The 16,295-nt window shown below is 63.6% G+C and carries 14 protein-coding genes; 1 reads left to right on the top strand and 13 read right to left on the bottom strand.

Annotated elements, in window-relative coordinates:
- Positions 1-12: 12 nt before the first annotated feature.
- The 6 genes from LOY45_RS00730 to LOY45_RS00705 all read right to left on the bottom strand — a co-directional run bounded on the left by LOY45_RS00730 (position 13) and on the right by LOY45_RS00705 (position 5,943).
- Positions 13-1,413 (bottom strand): efflux transporter outer membrane subunit, encoded by a 1,401-nt coding sequence (locus LOY45_RS00730; protein WP_134061158.1) that lies wholly within the window; start codon positions 1,411-1,413, stop codon positions 13-15.
- A complete protein-coding gene (locus tag LOY45_RS00725; protein WP_115089485.1) occupies positions 1,410-2,285 on the bottom strand; it encodes an efflux RND transporter periplasmic adaptor subunit in 876 nt (291 codons plus the stop codon). Before LOY45_RS00725 ends, LOY45_RS00730 begins: the two co-directional genes overlap by 4 nt.
- Positions 2,282-2,494: a DUF1656 domain-containing protein gene (locus LOY45_RS00720; protein ID WP_038997753.1), complete on the bottom strand. Its 213-nt coding sequence runs from the start codon at positions 2,492-2,494 to the stop codon at positions 2,282-2,284. Before LOY45_RS00720 ends, LOY45_RS00725 begins: the two co-directional genes overlap by 4 nt.
- Positions 2,491-4,581: an FUSC family protein gene (locus LOY45_RS00715; protein WP_258578625.1), complete on the bottom strand. Its 2,091-nt coding sequence runs from the start codon at positions 4,579-4,581 to the stop codon at positions 2,491-2,493. The genes LOY45_RS00720 and LOY45_RS00715 overlap by 4 nt, the downstream gene beginning before the upstream one ends.
- The gene (locus LOY45_RS00710) at positions 4,578-5,030 is read right to left on the bottom strand and encodes a MarR family winged helix-turn-helix transcriptional regulator (protein WP_115089487.1); all 453 of its coding nucleotides are present in this window, start codon (positions 5,028-5,030) and stop codon (positions 4,578-4,580) included. Before LOY45_RS00710 ends, LOY45_RS00715 begins: the two co-directional genes overlap by 4 nt.
- 94 nt (positions 5,031-5,124) lie before the next feature.
- Positions 5,125-5,943 carry a tetratricopeptide repeat protein gene (locus LOY45_RS00705; protein ID WP_258578624.1) on the bottom strand — a complete coding sequence of 273 codons (819 nt, stop codon included), beginning with the start codon at positions 5,941-5,943 and terminating at the stop codon, positions 5,125-5,127.
- Positions 5,944-6,149: 206 nt separating this feature from the next.
- Between LOY45_RS00705 and LOY45_RS00700 the strand changes: the two genes are divergently transcribed.
- On the top strand, positions 6,150-7,160 hold the full coding sequence (locus tag LOY45_RS00700) for a helix-turn-helix transcriptional regulator (RefSeq protein WP_115089489.1): 1,011 nt from the start codon (positions 6,150-6,152) through the stop codon (positions 7,158-7,160).
- A 5-nt stretch (positions 7,161-7,165) separates the two neighbouring features.
- Here LOY45_RS00700 and LOY45_RS00695 read toward each other — a convergent pair whose 3' ends face one another.
- The 7 genes from LOY45_RS00695 to LOY45_RS00665 all read right to left on the bottom strand — a co-directional run bounded on the left by LOY45_RS00695 (position 7,166) and on the right by LOY45_RS00665 (position 16,001).
- The gene (locus LOY45_RS00695; protein ID WP_233674162.1) at positions 7,166-8,032 is read right to left on the bottom strand and encodes an ABC transporter permease; all 867 of its coding nucleotides are present in this window, start codon (positions 8,030-8,032) and stop codon (positions 7,166-7,168) included.
- Between the two features lie 14 nt (positions 8,033-8,046).
- Positions 8,047-8,910 (bottom strand): ABC transporter ATP-binding protein, encoded by an 864-nt coding sequence (locus LOY45_RS00690; protein WP_115089491.1) that lies wholly within the window; start codon positions 8,908-8,910, stop codon positions 8,047-8,049.
- Positions 8,911-8,915: 5 nt separating this feature from the next.
- A complete protein-coding gene (locus LOY45_RS00685; protein WP_093377476.1) occupies positions 8,916-9,935 on the bottom strand; it encodes an ABC transporter substrate-binding protein in 1,020 nt (339 codons plus the stop codon).
- Positions 9,936-9,953: 18 nt separating this feature from the next.
- A complete protein-coding gene (locus LOY45_RS00680) occupies positions 9,954-10,853 on the bottom strand; it encodes a TauD/TfdA dioxygenase family protein (protein ID WP_115089492.1) in 900 nt (299 codons plus the stop codon).
- Positions 10,854-11,101: 248 nt separating this feature from the next.
- A complete protein-coding gene (locus tag LOY45_RS00675; RefSeq protein WP_166675625.1) occupies positions 11,102-12,463 on the bottom strand; it encodes an HlyD family type I secretion periplasmic adaptor subunit in 1,362 nt (453 codons plus the stop codon).
- A gap of 1 nt (position 12,464) precedes the next feature.
- Positions 12,465-14,621, bottom strand: a complete 2,157-nt coding sequence (locus LOY45_RS00670; protein ID WP_115089494.1) for a type I secretion system permease/ATPase — start codon at positions 14,619-14,621, stop codon at positions 12,465-12,467.
- A 42-nt stretch (positions 14,622-14,663) separates the two neighbouring features.
- Positions 14,664-16,001 carry a TolC family outer membrane protein gene (locus tag LOY45_RS00665; protein WP_233674160.1) on the bottom strand — a complete coding sequence of 446 codons (1,338 nt, stop codon included), beginning with the start codon at positions 15,999-16,001 and terminating at the stop codon, positions 14,664-14,666.
- Between the last annotated feature and the right edge of the window lie 294 nt (positions 16,002-16,295).

The raw sequence follows: 16,295 nt of genomic DNA, 5'->3' as shown, positions 1-16,295 counted from the left end.
GCCTTGCCGCTCTCACCAACCGCCACCCAACGCCAGGAACAAGCCAATCTGCCCCATCGCCACCTGGGTATTGGCCGCCGCCAGTTGCGCACGCATGTCGGTATAGGTACGGGTCGCCTGCAGGTCAGCGAGGAACGACTCGCGCCCGGCCTGGTAAAAGCGATGGGTCTGATCCGCCGCCAATTGCGCAGAGCGCTCGGCATCAGCCAAGGCATCACGCCGCTCCAGCAATGCGCTGTACTGCGCAAGGCTGGTCTGGGTTTCACGAATGGCGTTGAGCACCACGCCGTCAAAATGCGCCAACGCTGCCTGGGTCGAAGCCTCTGCTTCACGAATACGCGCCCGCGAGCCATTGGTCGGTACATTCCAGGTCAGCAGTGGGCCGAAGCCCCAGCGATTGGTCGCAGGTTTGCCCAGGTTCTCGAGGATACCGATGGTGCCCACCTGAGCACCGATGCTGATGTCCGGATACAACTGCCCGGTGGCCACGCCAATGGTCGCCGTGGCCGCCGCCAGGCTGCGTTCGGCCTGGCGGATATCCGGGCGGCGCTTGAGCAGCGCCGCGCCATCACCCACCGGCAGTACCTGGGCGATATGCGGCAGCTCGGCGCAATCGCCAGTACCCGCCGGCAATTGATTGACCGGCTTGGCCAGCAGCATCGACAAGGTATACAGGCCCGCTTCACGTGCAGCTTGATAACGCGGCAGTTCGGCGCGCAACGATTTGAACTGGGTCTGCGAACGGGTCACCTGGGTTTCGTCACCTCGGCCAGCGTCACGCAGGCGCTGGGTCAGGGTCACGCTTTGTTCCTGCAGGTCCAGGGACTCATGGGCGATGTGGTATTCCTCGTTGGCCGCGCACACCTGGGTATAGGCGCGCACCACGTCCGCCACCAGGGTAATGCGTGCCGTATCGGCGGCGGCCTGGGTCGCGTCGGCATTGGCCTGGGCGGCCTCGACGCCACGCTTGAGGGTGCCCCACAGGTCAAACTGGTAGGACGCGCTGATAATCGCCTCGCCAATATTGGCTACCGGCACTTTCTCCGGCTGCAGGAAGGCTTCACCGGACTCCTGCAAACGCTGGGCGCCCAGCTTGACGCCGCCATTGAAGCCACCCTGGGCTTCGGCTTCTTCGACCTGGGCTCGGGCCTTGGCGATGTTCGCCGCCGCCACGCGCAATTCGCTGTTGGCCGCCAGGGCCTGGCGCACCAGTTGATTGAGACGTTCGTCCTGATACAGGTGCCACCAGTCTTTGGGCACCGGTGCCGAGACCACGCTGTCGGCGTCCTGGCGCAGCTCGCCCTGCAGGTCGGCGCGCTGGATAGCGGCGTCCTTGGGCACTTGGTAATCCGGCCCAACCATCTGGCAGGCCGACAGCAGCAGGCTCAGGCCGAGCAGCGACAGCCGTTTCATTGCCCGTTGCCCTCAACGATCGACACCGTCGCGGTACGCCCGGCGATCATGCGAAAGTCCGCGGGTACTTCATCGAAGGCGATGCGCACCGGAATTCGCTGGGCCAGCCGCACCCAGCTGAACGCCGGGTTGACGTTGGGCAGCAGGTTGGCGCCGCTGCTGCGGTCGCGGTCCTCGATACCGGCGGCGATGCTCTGCACTCGCCCACTCAGGCGTGTGTTGTCGCCGAGCACACGGATATCCACAGCCTGGCCGATGTGAATGCCGGCCAGCTTGGTTTCTTCGAAGTAGCCATCGACATGGTAGGAGTCGCTGTCGACCACCGACAGCACTGGCCGCCCGGCGCTGACGAACTCATGGGCACGCGGCGCGCGGTCGTTGAGGTAGCCATCGACCGGGCTGCGCACCACCGAGCGGTCGAGGTTCAGTTGCGCGGCATCCACCGCCACCTGGGCTTCGGCCAGCGCCGACTCGGCACGGGCCTGGCGCGACTGGCTCTCTTCCAGTTGCTCCTGCGCCACCAGGTTGCCCAGGCCACGGTTACGCCGGGCTTCACGCTGGGCCTGGGCCAGGGTTTCCTTGCGCTCGGCCAGGGTCGCCTGGGCCTGGCGCAGGGCCAGGTGGAAGCGGTCCTGGTCGATGGTGAACAGCACGTCGCCGCGTTTGACCACCTGGTTGTCACGCACTTCGACCTGCTGAATCAAGCCGGAGACATCCGGGGCAATCTGGATCACATCGGCGCGAATGTGCCCGTCCCGGGTCCAGGGCGCGAACATGTAGTACATGACCATCTGCCAGACCAGTACGGTCGCCAGCGTCACTACCAGCAGGGTCAGGACCACGCGGCCCAGGGTCAACAAGGGTTTTTTCATGGCAGCATCAGGTTTCGGCAAAAGTGATCGACCGTGCCGAGCAGCACGGCGTAAAGCGCAACGTTGAACAGCGCCCGGTGCCAGACCAGGCGGTAGAAGTGCACGCGGTTGAGCAGCGCGTGCACACCGAGAAACAGCAAATAGGTGAGGACCATCATCACCAGCAGCGTGGGCAGGAACACCCCGCTGATATCCAGATCTCCGATCACAGCGGCGCTCCATCGATGCCGTAGGGCAGTTGTGACTGATCGCCGGACGGCTCCAGCACCACCTCGACCCCCGGCAACAGTGCCAGGCGCAAGCCGCTCAGGGCGTGCAGCAGGTGCACGCGGGCTTCGGCGCAATCGGCCAGGTCGTTGAGGTTCAGGGCACGGCGGGCGCGCTCCATGCTCTGCAACAGCACCTCGGGAGCATGCAGGCGACGGCGGGCATCCAGACAGGCCTGGAAGTGTTCACCCACCTCTTCCACCACCCGCTCCAGCAACTGGCGCGGATGCGCGCCGACCCGGGGCATGTAGGCCAGCAGGTCGAGCAGGTTCAGGCCCACGCGCAGGTCACGCAGGGCAGTGCCAGTGTCCTGGCCTGTCTGGGTCAGGCGCGGCAGTTGTTGCATCAGCCGGTCGAGCATCTGCACACCCAGGTGGCGGTGCTCGGCCAGCGTGGCCGGCTGGGTCATGCCGACGATGTCGTGCCAGCTGAAGCGGGTCAGGCGCTTGGCCGCCAGCTCGACGCCGAACGGGCGCACCACCAGGGTCCAGACGAAGGCGAACAGCAAGCCCACCGGCCCGGCCAGGTTGGCGTTGATAAAGGTCAGGAAGTTGGCGTCGTAGGCGCCCTGGATGCTGATGAAGGAGGCGGTGTTGACGATGGTCAGCAAGGTGCCCAGGTAGAAGCGCGGCTGCACGGTCAGGGTGCCGACGCAGATGCACGGCACGGCGAAGGCCAGCACCAGCATCGGGAAGTCGTGCAGGTTGGGCAGCACCAGGAACAGGTAAAGGCTGGCGAACAGCACCGACAGCGAAGTCCAGAAGAAAAACCGGTAGATCTGCGGCGCCGGGTCGTCCATGGCGGCAAAGAAGCTGCAGGCCACGGCAGCGAGAATCACCGCGCTGCCACCGTCGCCCCAGCCAAGCAAGATCCACAGCGTGGTGGCGACGATGATTGCGCTGACGGTGGAGAACACCGAGTACAGCATCAGCCCACGATCAAAAAACGGCGTCAGCCGGCCCAGGCGCCAGTGCCGATAGACCGCGCGCCAGGGCGACAGGTCTTCGTTGCGGATGGCGTGCTGCAGGCTGCAGCAGTCCTGCCACAGGTCGACCCACTCGGCCAGGCGATAGAGTGCGTTGGACAGCAGCAGAGAGGCGCGTTCATCAAGGGCCGCGGCACTCGGTTGCAGGTGTTCGATTTGTGCACGCAACGCTGACCAGCGCGCCGCCGAGGGGGCCTGCGCGGTGCCTTGCAGCCAGGCGCGGGCCGCAGTCAGCAACGGCTGCAATTGTTCGGTCTGGGCCGGGGCGCGGCCTTCAAGGGCGAGCAAGGCGTCGTCGAGGGCATCGATCACCGGCAGCAGGTGGATCATCCGCCCGCGCAGCTCGCGGGCGTTCTTCACCGTTTGCGGGCGGGCGCCTTCATGGGACAGCTGGCCAATCATCAGCTCCAGCGAGTTGAAGGTGGTGACCATCGAGGCGCGCAAGCCGCCGACCTTATCGGCGCTGGCTTCGCGGGCCAGAAAGGTATCGCTGTAACGGATCGCCTCGTTGAACCAGTTGCCGGTGGCGCCAACCAGCACCGGGGTCAGGCGCCGCGGCCAGAAGATCGCCCCGACCACCGCCGCACAGACAATGCCCAGGCAGATTTCCTGGGCCCGCGAAGAGGCGATATCGAACACCGCCAGCGGGTCGTCGACCACCGGCAGGGCAATCATCGGCAAGGTGTAGCCAGCAAGCATCAACGCATAGCTGTTGGCGGTGCGCAGGTGCAGCGAGAGGAACAGCAAGGTGCCGGTCCACAAGGCCACGGCGACCGTCAGCAACACCGGCGTCTGCACCAGCAGCGGCACCAAAAACACCGCCCCGGCAGCGCCGAGCAAGGTGCCCATGGCACGGTACAGAGCCTTGGAACTGGTCGGCCCGACGAACGGGCTGGAGACGATATACACCGTGGCCATGGCCCAGTAAGGCCGTGGCAGCTGCATGAGCAGGGCAATGTACAGGGCAATCATCGATGCGGCGAAGGTGCGCACACCGTAGAACCAGTCGCGCGCGGGCGGCATTGAGCTGAAAAATCCGCTCACGCCGGCACGCCCGGGGTGCGCTGGGCGGCCTCTTCGAAGGCGCGCAGTACGCGCAGGGTGGCCAGCAAGTCAGCTTCGTCGATGCCCTGGAGCACTTCGCGGCGCAGGCGCACCAGTTCGCCTTCGATGGCTTCAGCCAGCACCCGGCCGCTGGCGGTCAGGCTCAGGGCCTTGGCTCGACGGTCGACCGGATCTTCAGTGCGGCAGACGAAGCCGGCATTGCACAGCTGGTCGAGCAGGCGCACCAGTGACGGGCTTTCGAGCCCTGCCGCTTGCGCTACGGCGACCTGATGCACGCCATCGCCCAGCCGCACGATCATCAGCAGTGGCACCGCGCAGGCTTCGGAAATGCCGTAGCCGGCCAGGGTCGCCTGGCAGATGCGCCGCCAGTGCCGGCCGGCCACCACCATACCGCTGCTGATGTTGAGTTGCAGTGCGTCGAGGGTCATGAGGGGAGGTTCGTGGCTATATTAATAGTTTGCTAACTATCAATATTCTTCGATCACCGCCCCTGCCGTCAATAGTGGCTGACAGACGTCGTGTTCACGGTTGCAACTGATCGTCCAGCTTCATGTTCAGCGCCAGCTTGCTGCCCAGGCTGATCGCCTGCTCGCGCCAGAACAGGTAGCGCAGGGCGTTGTTGGTCTCGCTAAAGTGCAGTGCCAGCTCTTCGGCGGCCTGCATCACCCCGGCCACGGCGGCCAGCTCCAGCCAGTACACAGCAGCTTTGCTATCGACGTTGACCGACAGCCCATGCAGCAGCCGGTAGCCGACCTCGAAGCGGCAGCGCGCTTCACCGCGCTGGGCGCCGCGCAGGAACCAGTGATAGGCCTGCTGCAGATCGACCTGCCATTCCTGGGTATCGCTGTCGCAGATTTCTTCCTCGTAGAGATCGCCCAGCGCTGCGGCGGCGTGTTCCAGGCCACGCTCGAAAGCCTGCTGGTAATACTCCGCCGCGCTGGCATAGGCCACCTCGACGCCTTTGCCGAAGTAATGCTGCTGGCCAAGGTTGAACCAGGCCGCGGCACTGCCCTGCAGGGCCGCCATGCGCAGCAGGTGCCCGGCCAGGGGCGGGTCGGCGCGCCAGTACTTGCCATTGAGCCAGATCCAGCCCAGATCGTTGAGCGCACCCACGTTGCCTTCCAGGGCCTGGGCGCGCAGGTCTTCGTACTCCGCCTGCAGGTCGCTGGCCTCATCCAGGCGGCTGATCAGACTGAAACTTTCGCCCAGCGCTGCCCGCTGGCTGGGCATGCCGACCCCGGCGTACAACCGCTGCAGGCGGCCGGGCCGGCCGGGCGCAGGGATGATCCGCTCGGGCAACAGGCGCTCAAGCAGTGGGTAAATGTTGCTGGCAGCTGACATGTTCGTCCTCATTGAACTACCCACAGATCCAACAGCGGGAGTGATGAGGCGTGATTCTGCGCACGGTCACGACAAAACCTGTCGCGAACGATTCAGTTAGGGCACTCAACTGCTTCATCCTTGATCTGGATACATAAATGGCTAATTGCCATATCACTGCGCTGGCGCCATGCTACAACCGCAAGCCTAGACAAGGACGCCACCTTTTGCCCTCTGCCACGACACGTGCCACCCTCAGCCGCCAATGGGAGTTGCTGCGCCAGTTGCCCAGCCGCTCACCGGGGATTACCAGTGCCGAGTTGGTCGGTCGCCTGCAGGACGCAGGTTTTTCCATCAGCAAGCGCAGCATCGAGCGCGACCTCAACGAGCTGTCGCTGATCTTCCCGCTGGAGCGTAACGACAAGAGCATCCCGTACGGCTGGCACTGGGCGGCCAACGCCTGCATCGAATTGCGCGGTATCAGTGTCAGCGAGGCCCTGAGCCTGGCGCTGGTGGAAGAAGCGGTACGCCCGCTGTTGCCGGGGAGCATGCTCAAGGTGCTGGACCCGCGCTTCAGCCATGCCCGGCAGAAGCTCGAACACCTGTCGGGGGCGAACAAGGTGGCGCGCTGGCTGGACAAGGTCGCCAGCGTGCGCCCGGACATGAACATGCAGGCCCCGGAAGTGCCCGACAGCATCCTCGAGACCGTGCAACACGCGCTGCTCGAGGAATACCAGCTGCACTGCCAGTACTACTCGGCACATAACGACAAGCTCAGCGAGCTGACCCTCAACCCGCTGGCGTTGATCCAGCGCGGCCAGGTCAGTTACCTGATTGCCACTGCCGTGCCCTATACCGACATTCGCCAGTTCGCCGTGCATCGCTTTCGCAAGCTGCGCATCCTCGACAGCCCCACCGAGGGCCTGCGCGCCTTCGATCTGCAGGCGTACCTGCGCAGCGATGCCCTGCAGTTCGGCGATACCGACAAGATCGAACTGCAGGCCTGGATCAGCGACAACCTGGCCCGCCTGGTGCGCGAGACGCCACTGTCGGCCGACATGCACCTGACTCCGCTGGAAGCTGGCCACCGCCTGCAGGCCACCGTCAGCAACAGCTGGCAGCTGCGCTGGTGGCTACTGAGCCAGGGTGACGGGCTGATCGTCGAACAGCCCCTGAGCCTGCGCCGACAGATTGCCGAAACCCTCAACAATGCCGCGGCGCAATATCAATCGGCCTGAGCCTTTCAGCGCTGCATGCCCCAGCGGCGCACGGTGACACGCTCCAGGGTGTTGAACACCAGGCTTTCGACCAGCAGGCCGATCAGGATCACCACCGCAAGCCCAGCGAACACCTTGTCGGTGTACAGCTCGTTGCGGTTCTGGAAGATGTACCAGCCCAGCCCGCCCTTGCCGCTGGTGGCGCCGAACACCAGCTCGGCGGCGATCAGCGTGCGCCAGGCAAAGGCCCAGCCGATCTTCAGGCCCGAGAGGATCGACGGCAGCGCCGCCGGAATCAGGATATGCACCACCAGGCGCAAGCCGCGCAGGCCATAGTTGCGCCCGGCCATGCGCAGGGTCTCGGAGACCCCGAGGAAACCCGCGTAGGTATTCAGCGCCAGGGCCCAGAGCACCGAATGCACCAGCACGAAGATCAGGCTGTTGTCGCCCAGGCCGAACCAGAGCAGCGCCAGCGGTAGCAAAGCGATCGCCGGTAGCGGGTTGAACATCGAGGTCAGGGTGCTGAGCAGGTCGCGGCCGAACTGGGTCGACACTGCCAGGCTGGTCAGGCCGAAGGCCAGGACGATCCCCAGCAGATAACCCTTGAGCAGTACCACCAGCGACACGCCGACCTTGGCCGGCAACTCGCCGCTGAGCAGGCCGTCATACAGGGCTGCTGCGGTTTGCACGAAGCTGGGCAGCAGCAGGTCATTGTCCTGGTAGCGGGCGATGGCTTCCCAGGCCACGGCCAGGAGGATCAGGATCAGGCCCTTGCGCAGCCAGCCCTGTTGCCAGAGGCGCTGGCCCAGCGGCAGTTCGCGTTCAACGGGGATACTGAGCAGCGGCTCGAGGACGATTTCGTATTCCTGACGCGGTGTAACAGTTGTGGTCATGGCAAAACTCCCGGTCAGTAGGCAATGCGAATGTCGGCGAAACCCAATGCCGGGTCGTGCTCGGCCTGGGCATCGTCGTCGAACAGCAAACGGTGGATGCGCCGCGCCGACGCCTGGAAGTCGCTGGCGCCAAGGCTCTGCAGGTCGTACTGGTGGCTGTGGATTTCGGCGCGCACCCGGCCCGGATGGGGCGACAGCAAGAGGATGCGGTTGCCCACCACCAGCGCTTCTTCGATCGAATGGGTGACGAACAACAGAGTGAAACGCACCTCTTCCCAGAGCAGCAGCAACTCTTCCTGCATCTTGCGCCGGGTCAGGGCGTCGAGGGCGGCGAAGGGTTCGTCCATCAGCAGGATCTTCGGCTGCATGGCCAGCGCCCGGGCAATCGCCACGCGGGCTTTCATGCCGCCCGACAGGGTATGCGGATAGGCATCGGCAAAGCCGGCCAGGCCGACTTTTTCCAGGTAGTGCAAGGCGCGTTCTTCAGCCTCCCTGCGCTTGAGCGTGCCCGAGGCCAGCAGCGGGAACATCACGTTGTGCTTGACGGTTTTCCATGGCGGCAGCTGGTCGAACTCCTGGAACACCACGATGCGATCCGGGCCCGGGCCATGCACGGCCTGGCCCTGCAGGCGGATCTGCCCTTCCCTGGGCTCGATGAAACCGGCCACCGCCTTGAGCAGGGTCGACTTGCCGCAGCCCGAGGGCCCGAGCAGGACAAAGCGGTCGGCCTTGTCCACTTCGAAACTGACCTGGTGGGTGGCCCGCACCACGCGCTGCGCAGTGCGGTACTCCAGGCTTACGTTATCCACCTGCAGCAGCGGCGGCGTGGCGACGCTGCTCAATTTGCTGACCGTGTGGCCTTGCAATGGGGTGTTCATCCGGCTCAGCTCCCTTGCAACGGTTTCTCGTCCTGGAAGAAATAGTCTTTCCAGGATTCGGGTTTGTGCTTGATCGCGCCCACGCGGTAGAGGAACTCGGCCAGCGGATAGGTGTTCTTCGGCGTCACGCTGAATTCGTACTGCGGGTTGTCGATGATCTTCAGCAACGCCTCGCGATCGATCTTGGCCTTGGTCACGCGGATGTAGGTGTCGGCTGCGGCGGCCTTGTCGTTCTGGGCAAACTCGGCGGCTTCGGCCAGGGCATCGACGAAGGCCTTATAGGTCTTGGGGTTGTCGTTGCGGAATTTTTCGGTGGCGAACAGCACGGTCGGCGAGTTCGGCCCGAGCAGGTCGTAGGTGTTGAGCACCACGTGCACGTCCTTGTTGGCCAGCACCTGGTCCTGGAACGGCGGGTTGGAGAAGTGCGCGTTCAGCTCGGTGCCGCCAGCCAGCAGGGCCGCCGTGGCATCGGGATGGGGGACGGCCAGGGTGTATTTGTCGAGGCGGTTGTACTCCTTGTCGCCCCATTGCTTGGCGGCGGCGTACTGCAGGAAGCGCGACTGCACCGAGACACCCACCGCCGGCAGGGCAATGCGGTCTTTCTCGCTGAAGTCAGCGATGGTCTTCACCTTGGGGTTGCTGCTGACCAGGTAGTAGGGGAAGTTGCCCAGCGAGGCCACGGCCTTGACGTTCTGTCGGCCCTGGGTGCGGTCCCAGATGGTCAGCAGCGGGCCGACTCCGGCACCGGCGATGTCCACCGAGCCAGAGAGCAAGGCGTCGTTGATCGCGGCGCCGCCAGACAGCTGCGTCCAGTCGACCTTGATGTCGATGCCCTGCGCCTTGCCGTGCTTCTCGATCAGGTTCTGATCGCGCACCACGTTGAGCAGCAGGTAAACAATGCCGAACTGTTCGGCAATGCGGATTTCCCCTTCGGCCTGGGCCGTGGCCGGTGCTACCAGACTGCCGGCGAGCAGGCTGGCACCCAGGCCGATACTGGCCGCCAGGCGGCTGATTGATTTGCGCATGCTGTACTCCTCGAGTAATCAGAACGGGGCATCGCCCTGGATGGTGGTGCGGTACAGCTTGCGGCGCAGGTGCGCGGGGCAGCCGCTGGCCAGGTGGATCAACGAGCGGTTGTCCCAGAACACCAGGTCATGGGGCTGCCATTGGTGGCGGTAGATGTTCTGCTCAAGCACGCTGTGGGCGTAGAGCTCGGCGAGGAGCTGCCGGCTTTCGTCTTCAGGCAGGCCGACGATGCGGGTGGTGAAGCCTTCGCTGACGAACAGCGCCTTGCGGCCGTTTTCCGGGTGGGTGCGTACCACCGGATGGATCACTTCCTGGACCTGGGCCAACTGCTCGGCGGTCAGGGCCGGGCGCCAGTTGCCTTCGAATTTGGTTTCGCTGTAGCGGGCAGTGTAGGAATGCGCGGCGCTGCGGCCTTCGACGGCTTTGCGCAGGGCCTCGGGCAGGCCGTCCCAGGCCTTGTGCATGTCGGCGAACAAGGTGTCGCCGCCTTCGCTGGGCAGCTCCTGGGCGTGCAACATCGAACCCAGGCTTGGCAGTTCCTTGTACGACAGGTCCGAGTGCCAGAACTTGCCGGCATCGCCCAGGCCGATGTTCTGCCCGTTTTCGACGATGTTGGAGACGATCAGGATTTCCGGGTGGCCGCTGAGCAAGAACTGCTTGAGCACGTGGATCTGCAGCACGCCGAAGCGGCGGCTGAAGGCGATTTGTTGTTCGGGGGTAATGCGCTGGTCGCGAAACACCAGCACGTGGTGATCGAGATGGGCCCGGTGGATCCGGGTGAAGTCTTCGCTGCTGACCGGTCGGGTCAGGTCCAGGCCGATGATCTCGGCGCCGACGGCACCACTGAACGGCAGGATTTCGAAGGCTTGCTGCTGTGCGCTGTCGATGGACGACAAGGCGTTAGAGGCCGCTGACATGATTCACTCCCACGCAGAGCGCGCCCAAAGGTGCGCGCATCGATCAGAAACTCACGGTGTTCCGTGTTGGTTCGGTCGTGCGGCGCGCCGATTGGTCGGCAGGTACGCAGGGGAGTGACTATAAAGTCATAAGAGAAAGAATTTAAATATCTTTAGAGCATAAGCATATGGTGAGCTTCAGGCCCTCATCGCTGGCAAGCCAGCTCCCACAAAGTCCAACTGTGGGAGCTGGCTTGCCAGCGATGCTTTTAGCGCTCGCGCAGCGCTTCGGCCCGGGCGCGGATGATCGGCTTGAGCAGGTAGCTCAGCACGCTTTTCTTGCCGGTGATGATGTCCACCGAAGCGACCATCCCCGGGATGATCAGCAGCGGCTTGTCGTCGGTGCCCAGGTGGCTGCGCTCGGTGCGCAGCTTGATCACGTAGAAGGTGTTCTTGTCTTCGTCGGTGATGGTGTCGGCGCCGATCTGTTCGAGCTTGGCCTTGAGGCCGCCGTAGATGGTGTAGTCATAGGCGGTGAACTTGACCATCGCCTCTTGCCCCGGGTGCAGGAAGGCAATGTCTTGCGGACGGATGCGCGCTTCGACCAAAAGGGTATCATCGAGCGGCACGATCTCGACCAGGTCGCTGCCCGGCTGGATCACCCCGCCAACGGTGTTGACCAGCAGCTGCTTGACGATACCGCGCACCGGCGAGGTGACCAGGGTACGGTTGACCCGATCGTCCAGGGCCTTGCCGGTGGCCTGGGCCTTGCTCAGGTCGGTGCGCGCCTCATTGAGTTGGGTCAGGGCTTCGCTGCGGAACTTGCCGCGGGTCTCGTCGATCTTGCGCTCGACTTCCTTGATCGCCGACTCGGCACGCGGAATCGCCAGCGAGGTGGCATCCAGCTGGCCGCGGTTCTCGACCTCGGCACGCTTGAGGCGCAGCACTTCAACCTGGGAGATCGCGCCCTGAGCCACCAGCGGCTCGGACATGCTGATCTCCTGGCGCAGCAGCTGCAGGCTGTTGCGGTACTGGCCCTGCTTGGAGCTGAACTCGCGCAACTCTTGCTGGCGCTGCACCAGTTGCTCCTGCAGGCCGCCGATTTCGTCCTGCAACTGCTGGCGGCGGCTCTGGTACAGGGACTCTTCGTTGGCGGCCTGGCTCGGCGCGGCCTTGCGGATTTCTTCGTCGATCTTCAGCGGCCGGTCTTCGACCTCGGCGCTCAGGCGCTCGACACGCAGGGCCATGGCCAGGCGATCAGCCTCGGTCTCACCGACGTTGGAAACGAACCGGGTATCGTCCAGGCGCAGCAACGGGTCGCCCACTTCGACGATCTCGCCCTCTTTGGCGTAGATCTGCGCAACGATGCCGCCTTCCAGGTTCTGGATCTTCTGCAGTTTCGACGACGGGATGGCCTTGCCTTCGCCACGGGTGACTTCGTCGATAATGGCGAAATTGGCCCAGAGGCCAAGGAACAGGAAGAAGCCGATCACCCCCCAGATGGTCAGGCGCACGATGCGCGGCGCATCTTCGATCAGCGCCTTGTTGACCTCGGGCAGCGGCTGGCCGCTGAGTGATTCGGAACCCTTGAAATACCTGCGCAGGCTGTCCTTGATCTGGCCCATATCCATCTTAAGCAACACTGATCTGCCCCTTCTTCAGCGCATCCATGACGGCGGCTTTCGGGCCATCCGCGACTATCTGCCCGCGATCGACAACGATCAGGCGGTCGACCAGTGACAACAGCGAAGCCCGGTGAGTCACCAGGACCACGGTCTTGTTCTCGATGACCACTTGCAGGCGTTGCTTGAGGCGTTCTTCACCGGTGTTGTCCATGGCGCTGGTCGGCTCGTCGAGCAGCAGGATCTGCGGGTTGAGCAACAGGGCACGGCCGAGGGCGACGTTCTGCCGCTGACCTCCGGACAGGTTCTGGCCCCGCTCGCCAACCTGCAGCTCGTAGCCTTGCGGGTGCAGGCGGGCAAATTCGTGAACCCCGGACAGTTCGGCGGCCTGCAGGACCAATTCGTCCTCCACGTAACGGGCACCGCTGACCAGGTTGTCGCGCAGGGTACCGGCCAGCAGCTGGATGTCCTGGGGCACGTAGCCGATGTTGTGGCGCAGCTCGCTGACGTCGATCTGGCGGATGTCCACGCCATCGACCAGCAACGAGCCGGCATCGGCTTCGTAGAGACCGACGATCAGTTTGGCCAGCGAGCTCTTGCCCGAGCCGCTGCGACCGATGATACCGATCTTCTCGCCGGGGCGTATCGATACATTGACGCCCTTGAGCGCCAGGTTCTGCTGGTTGGGGTAGGTGAAATCGACGCCGCGAAACTCGATGGCGCCCTGCAGTACCTGACGGCTCAGCGGGCGTTCTTCGAAGTTGCGCTCTTGCGGCAGTTCCATCATCTGGTCGGTGGAGACCATGGTCACCTTGGCTTGCTGATAACGGGTCAGCAGGCCGGAGAGCTGGCCCAGCGGGCCGAGGGCGCGGCCACTGAGCATGTAGCAGGCAATCAGGCCGCCCATGCTCAGGTTGCCAGCCATGATCTGGTAGACACCGGCGCAGATCAGCGCCACGCCCGCCAGTTGCTGGATCAGCAGGGTGATGTTCATCGCCAGGCCCGAGAGCACCTTGACCCGCAGCTCGAGGCGGCTGAGGGTGCCGATGGTCTGCTCCCACATGTACTGACGTTCGCTTTCGGCGTTGTTGACCTTGACCGCATCGAGCCCGGCGAGGGTCTCGATCAGGCTCGACTGGCGCTCGGAGGCCAGTGCCATGGTTCGCTCAAGGGTCGCCACCAGCGGCTTCTGCAGGGCATAACCGATGCCCAGGGCCAGCGGGAAGGCGATGATTGGAATCCACACCAGGTGCCCGCCGATGATGGCGATCACCAGCAGGATCAGCAGGGTGAACGGCAGGTCGATCAGGCTGGTCAGGGTCAGCGAGGCGAGGAAGTCGCGCAGGCCCTGGAATTCATGGATGTTCTGGGCAAAGCTGCCGACCCTTGCCGGCCGGTATTTCATGGCCATGCCGACGATGCGTTCGAACAGCGTGGCGGAGATGATCAGGTCGGTCTTCTTCCCGGCCAGGTCCAGGCACAAGCTGCGCAGGCCCTTGAGGATCAGGTCGAAGATGTAGGCGCCGGAGATACCCAGGGCCAGGACCCAGAGGGTCGAGGTTGCCTGGTTGGGCACCACGCGGTCATAGACGTTCATCACGAACAGCGGTGCGGCCAGGGCAATCAGGTTGATCACCAGGCTTGCGGCGATGGCGTCGATGTACAGCCAGCGGCTGCGCTTGAGGGTGTCACGAAACCAGGAGCGCGCCCGCGGGATCAGGTTGCCATGGTTGACGTCGAACTTGTGCTGCGGCTGGGCGAAGAACACCCGGCCACTGTAGTCGCTTTGCAAGGCCTCGCGGCTGACATGCACTTCGCCGCCGTCGCTTTCGCTGAGCAACAGGCGCGCGGTGTCGTCGTTCTCCCAACCCAGCAACACCGTGCTGCGACCGTCCTTGAGCAGGAGCATGGCCGGCATGGCGATGCTCGGGATCTGCTCCAGCTTGCGTTGCAGCAAGCGGCCCTGCAGGCCGGCACGGGCTGCCGCGCGTGGCAGCAGCTCCGGGCTCAGGCGCTGGGCCGGCAACGGCAGGCCGGTGGTCAGCATGGCCCGGCTGGCGGGCTTCTGGTGCAGCACGCAAAGAGACAGCAGGCTGTCCAGCAACGGATCGTCGTGCTGACTGCGTGGATCATGGCTGAGTTGGACTCGACTGACTTCTGATTCCACGCGGGCTCTCTTAACGGTTGCGGTTGGCTATAACAGTGAACCTCAGTTCATGCCTGGCAGGTTCACTTTCGGTTTAAGGTCGTTCTGCACCACAGAGGCCATCGGTGCGACAACACCCTGGCTCTTGAGCAGCTGACCAATGGTCGCTTTGATTCGATACTGAGTAAACAGCTGGCTGTTCTTCACTTCGGTGAGACGGCGCTGGGCAGTGAAGAGTTCGTTCTCGCTGTCGAGCAAGTCTAGCAAGGTACGTTCGCCCAGGCTGAACTGCTTCTGGTAGGCGGTGCGCACACTGTTGCTGTGATCGACGTATTGTTGGGCGATCGGCAACTGCGCATTGGCATTGTCCATAGCATTCCATGCCAGGCCTAGCTCCTCATTGAGCTGGCGCAAGGCATTGTTGCGAATGTCCAGCGCCTGGTTGGTCAGGTACGACTTGGATTCCAGGTCGGCCTTGTTGCTGCCGCCGGCATACAAGTTGAAGCTCATACGCAGCATAGCCTGCCATTCATTGTTGTGGCCGTTCATGCCATCCAGATCGTTATCGGCCGTCCGTCCGAGTTCTGCATCAAAACGCGGATAGAAAGTAGACTTTGCCGCTGCGTATTGCTTCTCCGCCGCTGCGATATCGGACTCTGCCGAGCGCAGGATCGGGCTGCTCTCGACCATCTGCTGGCGGGCTTCGTCGAGGTTGGCCGGCAACAGGTCGACAAACGGCGTAGGGCTGCTTAACTCGTCCGGCAGCTGACCGACCACGCTCAGGTAGTTGGTCTTGGCATCGGCGAGGTTGGTCTGCTCGGTGATCAGGTTGTTGCGGGCCTGGGCCAGGCGCGCTTCGGCCTGATCAAGGTCAGCCAGGCGGCCAACACCACGGGCGGTGCGCAGCTTGATCTGGTCGTAGATGCGCTCGTGGCTGCGCAGGTTGTCTTCTGCCAGGCGGACCATCTCGCGACGGCTCAGGACATCCAGATAGACCTGGGCAACGGTCAGCGCGGTGCGCTCGGATGCACCCAACAGCGAGTAGGCGCGGGAGTTGACGGTGGCTTGCTGGCGGCCGACTTCGCTCGAGGTGGCAAAACCGTCGAAGACCATCTGCCGCAGGCGCACGCTCGACTCACCGCGGTTGAGCGTTTCCCAGCGGTTGCCGGTGCTCGGGCTGTCGGTGCCTTCACGGCCGTAGCCGGCCAGCACGTCGACGCGTGGCAGGTAACCGCCTTTGGCGGCGCGCAGTTGGTAATCGGCAGCGATTCGGCTGTTAACCCCGGCCTGGATTTCCGGGTGTACCTCGAGGGCTTTCTGCATGGCCTCTGGCAGGCTCTGTGCTTGAACGAAACTGGTGGCGAGGACGAAAGGAAGAGCAGTGAACAGTGACGCGCGCATTTAACTTTTTTCCCAGGGACGTCTTGTCCCAAATCACAGCAGAAATCGTTGCTGCATTAGAAAATGGCAACCGGAATGACCTTATGTCGGAAACTTCCGAAGGGGTACTTGGATCGTACGGAGGAAGAGTGGCAGCCGCTCAAATATCAATGTGACATTACGGTGCTGATTGTTTAGGATGGCAGCAGGAAGGTCAATACTTTGGCATAAACTTAATAGCCAACAGTTATCGACAATATATTGACGTCAAAAGCGCCAAACTTACTATTGAAACATTCCATCAGAAAGCGGCAA

The organism is Pseudomonas wadenswilerensis (genome assembly GCF_024749185.1).
In the GTDB taxonomy this organism is placed as follows: Bacteria; Pseudomonadota; Gammaproteobacteria; order Pseudomonadales; family Pseudomonadaceae; genus Aquipseudomonas; species Aquipseudomonas wadenswilerensis.
This window is presented reverse-complemented; position numbering and strand designations above follow the sequence as displayed.

Coding starts and splice junctions, on each gene's coding strand:
- LOY45_RS00730 (WP_134061158.1), bottom strand. CDS start 1,413: ATGAAACGGCTGTCGCTGCTCGGCCTGAGCCTGCTGCTGTCGGCCTGC.
- LOY45_RS00725 (WP_115089485.1), bottom strand. CDS start 2,285: ATGAAAAAACCCTTGTTGACCCTGGGCCGCGTGGTCCTGACCCTGCTG.
- LOY45_RS00710 (WP_115089487.1), bottom strand. CDS start 5,030: ATGACCCTCGACGCACTGCAACTCAACATCAGCAGCGGTATGGTGGTG.
- LOY45_RS00705 (WP_258578624.1), bottom strand. CDS start 5,943: ATGTCAGCTGCCAGCAACATTTACCCACTGCTTGAGCGCCTGTTGCCC.
- LOY45_RS00695 (WP_233674162.1), bottom strand. CDS start 8,032: ATGACCACAACTGTTACACCGCGTCAGGAATACGAAATCGTCCTCGAG.
- LOY45_RS00690 (WP_115089491.1), bottom strand. CDS start 8,910: ATGAACACCCCATTGCAAGGCCACACGGTCAGCAAATTGAGCAGCGTC.
- LOY45_RS00685 (WP_093377476.1), bottom strand. CDS start 9,935: ATGCGCAAATCAATCAGCCGCCTGGCGGCCAGTATCGGCCTGGGTGCC.
- LOY45_RS00680 (WP_115089492.1), bottom strand. CDS start 10,853: ATGTCAGCGGCCTCTAACGCCTTGTCGTCCATCGACAGCGCACAGCAG.
- LOY45_RS00675 (WP_166675625.1), bottom strand. CDS start 12,463: ATGGATATGGGCCAGATCAAGGACAGCCTGCGCAGGTATTTCAAGGGT.
- LOY45_RS00665 (WP_233674160.1), bottom strand. CDS start 16,001: ATGCGCGCGTCACTGTTCACTGCTCTTCCTTTCGTCCTCGCCACCAGT.